The 12,290-nt window shown below is 43.8% G+C and carries 10 protein-coding genes; 7 read left to right on the plus strand and 3 right to left on the minus strand.

Going from position 1 to position 12,290, the window contains the following annotated elements; genetic code table 11:
- Window positions 1-220: 220 nt before the first annotated feature.
- The gene (locus MKY92_RS16440) at window positions 221-1,072 is read right to left on the minus strand and encodes an aldo/keto reductase (protein WP_339296939.1); all 852 of its coding nucleotides are present in this window, start codon (window positions 1,070-1,072) and stop codon (window positions 221-223) included.
- A 173-nt stretch (window positions 1,073-1,245) separates the two neighbouring features.
- Between MKY92_RS16440 and MKY92_RS16445 the strand changes: the two genes are divergently transcribed.
- On the plus strand, window positions 1,246-1,695 hold the full coding sequence (locus MKY92_RS16445) for a MerR family transcriptional regulator (RefSeq protein ID WP_339296940.1): 450 nt from the start codon (window positions 1,246-1,248) through the stop codon (window positions 1,693-1,695).
- Between the two features lie 638 nt (window positions 1,696-2,333).
- Window positions 2,334-2,525 carry a hypothetical protein gene (locus MKY92_RS16450; protein ID WP_339296941.1) on the plus strand — a complete coding sequence of 64 codons (192 nt, stop codon included), beginning with the start codon at window positions 2,334-2,336 and terminating at the stop codon, window positions 2,523-2,525.
- 406 nt (window positions 2,526-2,931) lie between these two features.
- Here MKY92_RS16450 and MKY92_RS16455 read toward each other — a convergent pair whose 3' ends face one another.
- The gene (locus MKY92_RS16455; protein ID WP_339296942.1) at window positions 2,932-3,996 is read right to left on the minus strand and encodes a GntR family transcriptional regulator; all 1,065 of its coding nucleotides are present in this window, start codon (window positions 3,994-3,996) and stop codon (window positions 2,932-2,934) included.
- A 262-nt stretch (window positions 3,997-4,258) separates the two neighbouring features.
- Between MKY92_RS16455 and MKY92_RS16460 the strand changes: the two genes are divergently transcribed.
- The 5 genes from MKY92_RS16460 to MKY92_RS16480 all read left to right on the plus strand — a co-directional run bounded on the left by MKY92_RS16460 (window position 4,259) and on the right by MKY92_RS16480 (window position 11,039).
- Complete coding sequence (locus MKY92_RS16460; RefSeq protein WP_339301817.1) at window positions 4,259-5,596, plus strand: extracellular solute-binding protein; 1,338 nt, start codon at window positions 4,259-4,261, stop codon at window positions 5,594-5,596.
- Window positions 5,597-5,680: 84 nt separating this feature from the next.
- Window positions 5,681-6,577: a sugar ABC transporter permease gene (locus MKY92_RS16465; protein WP_221821455.1), complete on the plus strand. Its 897-nt coding sequence runs from the start codon at window positions 5,681-5,683 to the stop codon at window positions 6,575-6,577.
- A gap of 1 nt (window position 6,578) precedes the next feature.
- Window positions 6,579-7,427 (plus strand): carbohydrate ABC transporter permease, encoded by an 849-nt coding sequence (locus MKY92_RS16470; RefSeq protein WP_339296943.1) that lies wholly within the window; start codon window positions 6,579-6,581, stop codon window positions 7,425-7,427.
- 27 nt (window positions 7,428-7,454) lie between these two features.
- Complete coding sequence (locus tag MKY92_RS16475) at window positions 7,455-8,438, plus strand: family 43 glycosylhydrolase (protein ID WP_339296944.1); 984 nt, start codon at window positions 7,455-7,457, stop codon at window positions 8,436-8,438.
- A gap of 615 nt (window positions 8,439-9,053) precedes the next feature.
- Window positions 9,054-11,039 carry a beta-L-arabinofuranosidase domain-containing protein gene (locus tag MKY92_RS16480; protein ID WP_339296945.1) on the plus strand — a complete coding sequence of 662 codons (1,986 nt, stop codon included), beginning with the start codon at window positions 9,054-9,056 and terminating at the stop codon, window positions 11,037-11,039.
- Window positions 11,040-11,176: 137 nt separating this feature from the next.
- Here the strand turns inward: MKY92_RS16480 and MKY92_RS16485 are convergent, their stop codons facing one another.
- Window positions 11,177-12,109: a helix-turn-helix transcriptional regulator gene (locus tag MKY92_RS16485; protein WP_260632768.1), complete on the minus strand. Its 933-nt coding sequence runs from the start codon at window positions 12,107-12,109 to the stop codon at window positions 11,177-11,179.
- Window positions 12,110-12,290 lie beyond the last annotated feature (181 nt).

Genomic DNA, 12,290 nt, shown 5'->3' on the forward strand with positions numbered 1-12,290 from the left:
GCAGCTGACCAATCGGCTGCTTTTATTCAACTAACGGGCAAGATAGTTCGGGAGATCTTGGTGCTTCTGTGTGTTACCTGCTTAGATAGATTTCGTTACACTACTAGCTGCAGTTTTGCTATTTTTAGAATTTGTAATTCAAAAAAAAAGGACAGCGGCGGCCTGTCCTTTCTTAATAGATGAGTGTACAATCCTGATGAGTTTACGGTTCGATCAAGGTTTACAGATCGACTTTCAAGGTGCCCAGCATCTTGGCGAATTTCGGATCGTGGTAGGATAAGAAAAGACTTTCCCGTGTATCGAGGGTGGCAATCTGTTGCATATCGTCTGCGCTCAACTCAAAATCGAAAATGTCGAAGTTTTCGACGATCCGCTCTTTTCTCACCGATTTTGGAATAACAACGACTTCACGCTGAACAAGCCAGCGCAGCACGACCTGGGCGACGGACTGGTTGTGTTTTTCTGCTATCGAGGCCAGCACTTCGTTGTCGAACATGTTGCCCTTTCCTTCAGCGAACGGCGCCCACGACTGGTGCTGCACTCCCTGCTCTTTCATAAAAGCGGTACTCTCGATCTGCTGGTAGAACGGGTGCGTTTCAACCTGGTTGACTGCAGGTACGATTTCGTTATGCACGATGAGGTCCATCAGACGGTCGGGTAGGAAGTTGCTGACACCGATCGCCCTGATCTTGCCTTCGCGGTATAGATCTTCCATCGCACGCCAAGCGCCATAGTAATCGCCGAACGGCTGGTGTATAAGGTATAGATCGAGATATTCCAGCTGTAACTTCTTCAAGGATTTGGCAAACGCCAGCTTGGCACTCTCGTATCCTGCATCTTGAACCCAGAGCTTGGTCGTGATGAACAGTTCCTCACGCGGTACGCCACTGCGCTTGATCGCGCGTCCGACCGCTTCCTCGTTCAGATAACCGGCGGCGGTGTCGATCAGGCGGTAACCGGCCATCAGCGCTTCATATACCGCGTTCTCGCATTCTTCAGCATCGGGAACCTGGTAGACTCCGAAGCCGATAATCGGCATTTTAACTCCGTTGTTCAATGTTACGTTTTGCATTTTAACTCCTCCTAGTATTTAAATGTATGATAGCAAACGGCGCGTATCCCGGGAATCGGGCACTGCAGCGGTAATTCCACTTACGGCTGAATTGCATTACAATAAGCTTAGAGCCTTCGTGCTACACGAAGTCAAGTCGTATTCACAACTTTATTTTCCAAGGAGGAATTGACATGTATACGGTCAAAGAAGCCGCCCAGATAACGGGACTCACCCAGCACGCCGTGCGCTTTTACACGGATAAAGGCCTGGTGCCTAGCGTACAGCGTAATCAAAACAACATTCGGATGTTCAACGACGAATCAATCAACTGGCTGCATGGCGTGAAATGCCTCAAGCAATCCGGGATGCCGATTGAATTCATTAAAAAGTATATCGATCTCTGTCTCGAAGGGGATTCGACCATTCCGCAACGCTTCGCACTTATAATGGAGCATAAAGAAGCGGCGCTCGTTCAGCTTGAAGAAGCCAAACAGCACGTTGCCCATTTAGAACAAAAAACCGACCTATATCAGGCCATTCTGGAGCACCGCACTCCAGACACGACCAATCCCGGTAACTGGGACAAAATTCAGCATATGCATGCTGACGTATTTTACTCGCCCTCTGTTCGGAAGGCGTGAGACATATTTTGAGCCCATCAACCGTTTTGGGGAAAATCTTCGGTTTAAAACTCTTGATTGGCTTGCAATGAACAAGATTCACATCAATCTAGATTGAACTATCGGGAGACTATAGTTTAGAGGGGCTTGGTATGAAAAACATTTTTCTGATTGGCGGTACAACGGGAGTAGGAAAACAACAACTTGCCAAATTATGAAGGATAAATTGAGCAACAGCGTATTTCTTGATGGGGACTGGTGCTGGGACATGCGTCCATTTCAAGTGACCGAGGAAACCAAAGAGATGGTTATGCAAAATATATGCTTCCTTTTGAATAATTTTATCAAGTGTACCGTTTATGAAAATATTGTTTTTTGCTGGGTAATGCATCAGCGAGCTATTGTTGATGAGATTATAACGGGAAACGTTAGTTGAGTAATAGCAAGGAGCAGTTTGCCGTTGGTAGCTGCTCCTTTTTTAATTAAGATAACTGGGGGTTAATGGAGCAGTTAGATAGAATAGTTGGTATTAAAAGCTTTGGAAAATAGTTTTAGATCGGAGATGAGGTTGATACTGTGACACTATTTTATTATATTGTGCAAGCCATGAGCTTCCTTATGTTACGAATGTGAACCCTGCCGCTAAGGATGATAAACTTATGGAGGTCTACAATACGGAAGAGGATGCAGCAGGATTATATATAACCGGTTTAGTAGAGCTTTTCAAATATATACGCAGCAATATGAGAATAGGTGAGGACTTAGAGTTGTATTGCTGCTGGGCGCACGGACAGGAAAGATTTTTGGATGCTCCAAATAAAGAACTCGACCTCGTGATTGAACTAGCTTAAGAAGTGAATCAAGGTACAGTTTTCCAATAAGCTAACGAAGAAACGTTAGTTCAATAAAACCAAGGAAGAACCAGCTGATGATGTGATGGAATGACAAAATGTCGAAGGACAAAAACATAGTCCAATTGAAGTCGCTATTATAGCGGCTTTTTTTGTTTTTAGGAACCATGTCTTGTCCCAAGCTGAGGACAAAAACATTGTGTCATTTCGGATTAGGTAATTATCTAAATAGTATTATGATGGAATCCTGTAGCGACATAAAAGTTAAATGAATTGAATATTTTGCTTGAGTATGTTTTTTTGTATCATGAACTAACTTTTCTAGGCAGACAACCATGAACAACATCGCCGGTAAAACCAAACAATATGCCCAGTTTATCTATCGCCTGGCTGCAACCTTGTCGTGTCAAGGGAAGATGAGTTGCACGGGGATGACGGCGTTCTTAGGAGAATAAATATCTTCCATCTGTTCACATAACAGCTTGACGGCTGTTCGTGCCATTTCCTGTTCATCCTGCTGCACATAAGCTACGCCTGAAAGATGTGGATTATCGAAAGATAGTAAATCGATATTTGAGTGTTCGTTCAGAAGACTGATAGCGGCGGATGTAAGGCGTGCTGTTTCTTCAGTCAAGGAGAAGGCTGCTGAAATTCCACTGTGGTTCTGCAAGAAGTTGCTTACATAGTCCAATGCTTGCTCGCTGCGTAGAATGTCGAGAGGAATGTGACACCACAAGCTCTTGTCAATCGAGATACCTTGATCTGTATATGCCTGCTCGAAGCCAAGCGTGCGATCCTCGACGGCTGTATTGGCATTTTCAGGTGAGATGAGCGCAATCTGCTGATGACTCTTGGATAACAAATGGGATACAGCCTTATACGCACCGCCGTAATTGTCGGATGTAATGGTGTACGTCTCAATGTTGCGCAGATAGCGGTCGATGAACACACACGGAAATTTGTCGAGCGACAGACGCAGTAATGATTCGTTGTACTTCTCATCTTCCGTCGGAAAAACGATCAGCCCCTTCACACCGAGTTCCGTTAGTGTACGGATGACGTTTGTTTCGATAGAGGAGGACTCTCGCGTGATGCTAAGTACCATGTTGAGGCCGGCTTCTTGCAGGAATTGTTCTGTGTAGTCAACGAGCTTTTGAATGACACGGGTTCTCATCGTCGGAATGATGAAGCCGATGAGCGGTATGGAGGACGCGCTGCCTTGGGATGGTGGAGAATGGATGCTAGAAACAACAAGACTTGAAGAGACGAATGAGCCTTTGCCTTGTACGCGTATAATTAATCCTTCGTCAGCTAGTGAGGTTAGGGCGTTCTTGACGGTTATTTTACTTACTCTGAATTCGTCCATTAGTTCTTGCTCAGAAGGAATGCGGTCTGTGGGTCGAAGCTGTCCTGATTTAATTTTCTGAATAATATTTTCTCGAATTTGTTTGTAGAGCGCCAGCTTTTTCAAAGAGTAGCATCTCCCCATAAACTTTATGATTTTATAATCAATTGGTTATATAAAGCTTATTTCATATATATTATAATACGGCATGTAAAGCGCTTACAATATGGAATCTGAGAAAGTGTTGCGAAGGGGTCTTTTCTTTGAAAGGTTAGAATTATGTTAAGGATGGTGGTGCCAAGGTGTATTGAAACCGCTTAAATTAACAGAACTAACTAGTCAGCCGACTTTTCAAATGCATAACAAAAAAAGAGAGGATGACGAACAAATGAAAAAACGCAGTGCTTTAATCTCCATCGTTACACTCCTTATTATGTCACTTGTTTTTACTGCATGTGGTAATCCTTCCGGTTCAAAAACGGAAACGCAGCAATTAGGCGCTAATGCCGGTGAGAATGCAACAGAATTATCATTTTGGACATTCGTAGATTTGCACGGCAAGCATTTGGATAAAATGCTGGGGTTATGGAACCAACAGAACCCAGACAAACAGATTAAGTTGAATGTAACGGTTATGCCTTACGATGATATGCACAACAAGCTCTTATTGGCAGTTACAAGCGGAAAAGGTGCTCCTGATATCGCGGATATTGAGCTTGGTAAATTTCCTAAATTCTTGGAAGGTGACAACGTTCCACTGGAATCTTTGAATGATGTATTTGCACCATACAAAGACGTTGTTGTTCCTTCACGTGTCGAGATTTATTCCAAAGCCGAACAGGTTTATGGATTCGATTATCACGTAGGTGCGACACTTGCTTTCTACAATACTGAGATTCTCGAGCAAGCAGGTGTTGACTACAAGACAATCAAAACGTGGGAAGATTACAAACAAGCAGGTATCAAGGTTTATGAAAAGACTGGCAAGTACTTAGGTACTGCTGATACATCAGCTACGTGGCAAGCATCGCTGCTACTAGCTCAGCAAAACGCTGATTTTACAGATGAAAATGGTAATCCAAAAGTGAACTCGCCTGAAATGATTAAAGCGTATGAAATGTTAGTCGATCTGCAGAAGAACAATGTTATTCATACGATCCCTGGTGGACAACCCGACACAGAAGAAGCAAAAGGCGAATACAACAAAGGCAACTACGCAAGTGCATTGATGCCTGAGTGGTACATGTCCCGCTTTGTAAACGAAATGAAAGACCTTAAAGGTAAGTATGCAATAGCTCCATTGCCTGTATTTGAAGAAGGTAATCCTCGTTCCGTTGGCTTAGGCGGTACTGGCACAGTTGTAACTAAGAATGGTAAAGACGTTCAATTGGCCAAAGAATTTGTAGCCTTTGCTAAGCTTTCGAAAGAAGCTACTACTGAAATCTGGAATACACTTGGATTTGACCCAATCAACATGGAAGTATGGAAAGATGATGCAGTTACGAAAAACCCTGATAATGAATACGTCCAATACTTTAAAACAAATGCATTTGATACTTTGAATGAAATCAAGGACGAAATTCAAGCGATCAAGTCCGTTAAAGCTTCACCGACCATCGGCAATATCTTCAATACGGTAACTTTGAACGCGATCTTTGAAGATGGTCAAGACGTGAAGGAAGCGTTGGATGAAGCACAAGCAGCCATTGAACAAGAATTGAAATAAATATAATACGTAAATGATTTGGTTAAACCTGTCGGCAGGTATAGTAGTCGGCAGGTTTAACCTTAGTCAAGGGAGATTGAGAATATGATAAAGAAATTTGTATACTCTCAAAAAGTTGCGCCTTATGTGTTTGTGCTTCCATTTATACTTATATTTTTGATATTCTGGTTTTTTCCGCTTGTAAATTCATTCGTAATGAGCTTTCAAGATCGGATGTTGGGACAGGATCCTAAATGGATTGGTGAAGCGAATTATTCGAAATTACTTACGGACAAAGTGTTTTTGACATCTATTAAAAATAGCGTTGTGTACATGTTAGGAACCTTAGTGCTGTTAATTCCTTTCCCAATGTTATTCGCCGTTATGATCAACAGTAAGTTAATGAAGGGAAGAGAGTTTTTTAAATCTTCTTTCTTTCTCCCTGCATTGACTTCTGTCGCAGTAGCGGGTACCATTTTCCGCCTTACATTCGGTGAAATGGAAGGTTCATTAATGAATAGTTTCCTGGGTCTATTTGGTATAGAACCTATTAAATTTTTGAAAGACGGAAATTGGAGTATGGCAGCACTGTTAATCCTCGCATGTTGGAGATGGACAGGTGTTAATATGCTTTACTATCTTTCCGGTTTGAAGAGCATTGACAATGAATATTATGAGGCTGCTTCAATTGACGGGGCATCTGCTTGGCAGAAGTTTAGAACGATCACAATGCCATTATTGAAGCCGACCACGGTATATGTTACGACAATTAGTGTTTATGCAGGTTTAGCCATGTTTACCGAGAGCCTGATGATGTTTAACGGTAACAATTCACCCAAAAATATTGGCTTAACCATTGTTGGATATCTGTACAGACAAGGGATTGAGCAGAATAAGCTGGGTTACGCAGCTGCAGTTGGTATCATTCTGTTAGTCATTGCTATGGTTATCAATTTAACGCAGTTGAAATTTAGTGGAATGTTCAAAAAGGAGGAGGATTAAAGTGGGCAAAAGTCAGACGAGGAGTGATTTCATCTCTAGAATAGTAATTATTTGTTTATTCGTTATACTATTCGTTTTAATTATGATTCCATTCTATGCAGTTGCCCTATCTTCCTTTAAACCAGGTGAATCATTAGTTAGATATGGTCTTAACCTAAGTTTGGATTTTGAAATCATGAGTTTTAATAATTTTATCTATCTGTTTACTGGAGAACATGATTATTTTGTGTGGTTTTGGAACAGTATGATTTTAACAATCGTTCAAGTGGTTTTAACACTTTTTGTAAGCGCATTTGTTGCTTATGGTTTTGCAGCATATGATTTTAAAGGCAAGAACTTCCTCTTTATATGTGTTTTGCTCATTATGATGGTGCCTTTTGAAATACTGCTGGTTCCTTTGTATAGCCTAATTAATGATTTGGGAATGGTGAATAGCTATTCGGCAATCATTTTGCCAGGTATAGCCAATGCCGCGACAATATTTTTCTTCAGGCAATATCTAAGAAGCATACCCAAAGAGATTATTCAATCTGGGCGAGTTGATGGGGCAAACGAGTATGCAATTTATTTCAGGCTAATTATGCCGATTATGAAGCCATCCTTTGCGGCAATGGCCATTCTGAATGGTATGAATAGCTGGAATAATCTGTTGTGGCCATTCATGGTGTTAGGAGATCAGAGTAAGTATACACTTCCAATCGGTTTGAAAACGTTATTAACTCCCTATGGCAATAACTATGATCTATTGATCGTCGGCTCTTTCTTCTCCATCATTCCAATTTTTATACTGTTCATTGCTTTCCAGAAATACTTCATAGACGGTATGACTGCAGGTGCTGTTAAAGGGTAGTAATATTATGATGAAACAGGTGATAAGATGGAAGTCCAAAAAAGAGTGTTACACGACGTACAACCATTGATTGAGCAGAAAGCGGATCCTTTTATTTACCGACATTCAGACGGTTATTATTACTTCGTAGCATCCGTTCCGGAGTATGACCGGATTGAAATCCGTAAAGCCCAGAACCTTGAGGGGCTTGTTACATCAACTCCTGTAGTGATTTGGAGAAAGCGCGAGACGGGTATCCTTAGTGCCAATATTTGGGCACCTGAACTGCATTTTATTGATGACAAATGGTATGTGTATTTCGCTGCCGCACACACGACGGATACGAATGAAGGCTTGTTCGACCATCGGATGTACGTGCTAGAGAATGAAAAAGCCAATCCGCTCGAAGGCAGTTGGACGGAACGAGGACAGGTTCGTACCGCGTGGGAAAGCTTCGCCCTCGATGCCACTACCTTTGAGCATAATGGAAGCCGTTATTACGTATGGGCACAAAAGGATCCGAATATTGAAGGTAACTCTAATCTGTATATATCTAAAATGAGCAATCCGTGGACGTTGACTGGGCCGCAAACGATGATTTCGATGCCGGAATATGACTGGGAAATCATTGGTTATAAAGTGAACGAAGGCGCGGCATTTATTCGCAAGGGTAATCGGGTATTCCTCTCTTACTCGGCTAGCGCCACGGATTTCAATTATTGCATGGGCTTACTTGAAGCCGATGCGGATGCTGATTTGCTCGATGCCAACTCATGGCGCAAGTCTCAAGCAGCGGTTTTCTCTACAGATGAGAGTATCTCAATGTATGGTCCCGGTCATAATTCTTTCACGGTGTCAGAGGACGGCGAAGAGACGCTATTTGTGTTCCACGCAAGAACGTACAAGAACATTATAGGAGATCCGCTGTACGATCCGAATCGCCATACATTTGTGACGGAGCTTTTGTGGACGGCTGACGGCAAACCCGATTTCCGCGGCTCTGTTGCAGCACTTGCACGTTCTGTACAGTGAACGAGTGTCCCAACAAGGTTGATTGATGGATTTGAGTTCGTTTATCCAACTTGCCAAAGAGAGACAGTTAGAACATCGAAGGTACCCTACTGGGTGCCTTCGACTTCGCTCAACAGATAATACGTCGAACCGTAATACAAGTAGTGGTAAGTTGCCTTAAAACTTGCCGCTCCAGTTATCCCGGAAAATCATATCAAAAAAACAAAAACAGTCGCTGATCAATAGGATCGGCGGCTTTTTTTATGTTATCGGTACGAGTTTTAGTCCATGCCAAGGACAAGAACTTCTATCGATTGCCGGAATGGACAAGAACATTGTCCGATTACCGTTAAGAAGTACATCTAAAGAATAAAGATGTAATTTAAATCTTAACAGGCAGCATAAATTTTGCACAGTTTTCAAATTTCTTATGGGACAAACAACTCGATAAGATACAAAAACGGGCTTTGAGTCACTTACAGCGAGACGAACTGTAAGAGGTAAGTTTCTGATTTGTTACAAGGTTAGCATATGTACAAGGTTGTAATTATGTAAATTTCAGTTGGAAATGATGATTTCAGCCTGATGTAATGATTTGTAAAATAAGGTTATCAAAAAGAACAAGGAGAGGTTCCCATGACAAAGCCAGACGTCTCGCACCATCCACAGACATCAGGTTATAGCCATAAAATCAATGATCCATTCTGGTCGCATTATATTGAACTGGTCCGCAACGTAGTTGTTCCTTATCAATGGGAAGCGCTCAATGACCGTATCGAAGGAGCTGAACCAAGCCGGGCCATACGGAATTTCCGCATAGCTGCTGGGGATGAAGAGGGCGTTCATTATGGCATGGTTTTTCAGGATAGCGATGTTGCGAAATGGATTGAAGCAGCTTCGTACCTGCTCTCCGCGAAACCCGACCCGGAACTTGAAGTCCTCGTGGATTCTGTTATTGAGACCATAGCTCGGGCACAGCAAGCCGATGGTTATTTGAACACGTACTTCACCCTGCGTGAACCTGGGGCGCGCTGGACGAACCTCGCCGAGTGTCATGAACTTTATTGCGCAGGACATATGATCGAGGCTGGTGTGGCGTACTATCATGCCACGGGCAAGCGCACGCTGCTGGATGTGGTTATTCGCCTGGCGGATCATATAGGCACCGTGTTTGGTACAAAACCGGGACAATTGCCAGGTTATGATGGACATCAGGAGATTGAACTTGCACTCTTCAAATTGTATGAGACGACAAAAGAAGAGAAATATCTGGAACTGAGCCGTTATTTTCTGGATCAGCGGGGAGCGAGTCCGCATTTTTTTGTAGAGGAATGGGAGCAAAGAGGCCGTACCATACATTTTGGCGAGTTGGATATGGTTCACCGACACACGTACTCGCAGTCCCATCTGCCTATTAGGGAGCAGTCGACAGCAGAAGGCCATTCGGTTCGACTGGTTTACATGTGCGCGGCTATGGCAGATGTAGCTGCGCACACGGAGGATACATCGCTGAAAGAAGCCTGTGAACGGTTGTGGAGCAACATCGTAAGCAAGCGAATGTACATTACTGGAAGCATTGGTTCATCAGCCAAAGAAGAAGCATTTACAGGCGATTATGATCTGCCTGGAGATACCGCCTACGCAGAGACCTGTGCCTCAATTGGCCTGATCTTTTGGGCGAAGCGCATGCTGCAGATGGAGCAGGATAGCCGGTACGCAGACGTTATGGAGCGAGCCCTGTACAACACGGTGATTAGTGGAATGTCTCTGGATGGTCAACGTTTCTTCTATGTGAATCCGCTTGAAGTCGATCCGAAGATGCAACGTGTAAATCCAAATTATGCCCACGTGCGAACACGCCGGCAAGGGTGGTTTGGTTGTGCTTGCTGTCCGCCGAACATTGCGCGATTAATTGCCTCATTGGATCAATATGTATATACCCCGGCTGTGGAACAGGCTACGTTGTATGTACAATTGTACATCGGAGGGGAAGGGGAATTCACACTTGAGGGTAGGAGAGCAGCCCTAACCATGGACTCTGACTATACCTCCACTGGAGATGTGAAGCTGATCGTTCGGCCTGATTCCCCAGAGGGAATGCAGTTTACGATAGCTCTGAGAAAGCCGGACTGGTGCAAGATTCCCGAGCTGTGGATTAATGGGGAGAAGAGCGAACAGGATGGTTTTACTTTTGAATACGGTTACATAAAAGTGACCCGTTCGTGGAAAGCCGGTGATGAGATTAAACTTCACTTCCCTATGGAGTTGCTGCGGATGAAAGGGCATGATCACATCAAAACCACTTTCGGAAAAGTAGCCATCCAGCGGGGACCGTTTATGTACTGTCTCGAAGAAGTCGACAATGGCCGCGGATTGCATCGCATTCAGCTGCCCCGGGATGCCGAGTTTCATATCGGTAGCGGGGAACAGATGCCTCTGGGGGTTCCGGCTCTTACAACCATTGGGCAGAGAATCGTATCCCAAGAAGACTGGGGAATACATCTGTATCGCTGTGATGTTCACTGGGATATACAGCCTGCCGAGCTTCGGTTCATTCCTTACTTCACTTGGGCCAATCGGGATGAAGGAGAAATGAGCGTTTGGATTCGCGAAAGCGAATAAGAAGAAGTCTACTAGTGCTGCTGTAAAAAGGTATGCAAAAGGAAAGCGTCCGATAGACCCACAATACGCGCTGTAGGATAACGCGATCTTTGATGAGCGGACACTTTTTTCACGGCATCAGTTCTGATTGAGTCAGTTTATTTATCTGAGTTGGTAAACTTGCTGCGGAAGTTGGAAGGAGAGATGCCCTCTTTTTTCGAGAAACAGGAAGAGAAGTAGGATACATGATTAAAGCCGATCTCTTCGGCGATGCGAGCAACGGACCAGGCGGTTTGCAGCAGCAGCTTTTTGGCCTGTTCGATTCTGTAATGCAGCAGATATTCCATGGGTGTCATGCCATACACTTTCAGCATGCTGCGTGCGAGATAGTTTGGATGGTAGTTAAGTTCCTTTTGCAGCATCGGATTGGAGATCGGTAGCGGGTAATTGTGACGGATGTATAGTTCAACTTTCTCGGCAATCCGGATTGCGGCAACGTCTGACAGTGAAGACAGCCCAAGATCCAGATGCTGCATAAATTGCTGGAAGGTCGCCTGTCGTTTCCAATTGCGCAGGGACTGAGGCTCCTGATCAAGCTGAGAGAAATGCTCCAGCAGTTCCATATCTTTGATTGCAATGTGCAAATGTTTGGGAATGAAGATGGAACAGACATCACAGTGGTTCAGATATGCGCTCACCTTATGTGTCTCGATTAGTTCGGCTTGATTGGCGAGACATTCGTCCATGTTGGCAGACTCTCTCCAGCTACCAAAGGTTTGAAAATGAATCCAGATCATTTCCGTTTCCGCCTTACAGGCTGCGCTGCCGTAATGATGTCCATCCGGCTTAAGGATCAGTGCTTCTCCCTGGTTCAGAAGCCATTCTGTCCCGTTCTCGCTAATGGCGAGCGAACCACGTGTAACAACAATTAGATCAAAGACACCGATGTCACTGCGGCTAATGTGATATTCACCGGCTTCGTAACAAGCACGTCCGCAATCAATAAAATAGGGAATGGGCGGGGTAATGAAATGAAGGATGGGCGAGTCCAATCCGGCACCTCCGAACAGGTTGAAATATTTAAAATTCATGTTGGCATCGAGAATTCATTTTTTATGATACAGCAAGTAACATAGAAAATAAAGCGCTTACGAAATTCAGTTTTAACCTTCAACGGATTCAAGTTTAGAACCTAATATTCACTCTAGTGCTGGTTGTGATGATGATTCCAATGGAAATTATTATCCTGCCCCTGTATGGCTACAGGATGTA

Source organism: Paenibacillus sp. FSL R5-0623 (assembly GCF_037974265.1).
GTDB lineage: Bacteria > Bacillota > Bacilli > Paenibacillales > Paenibacillaceae > Paenibacillus.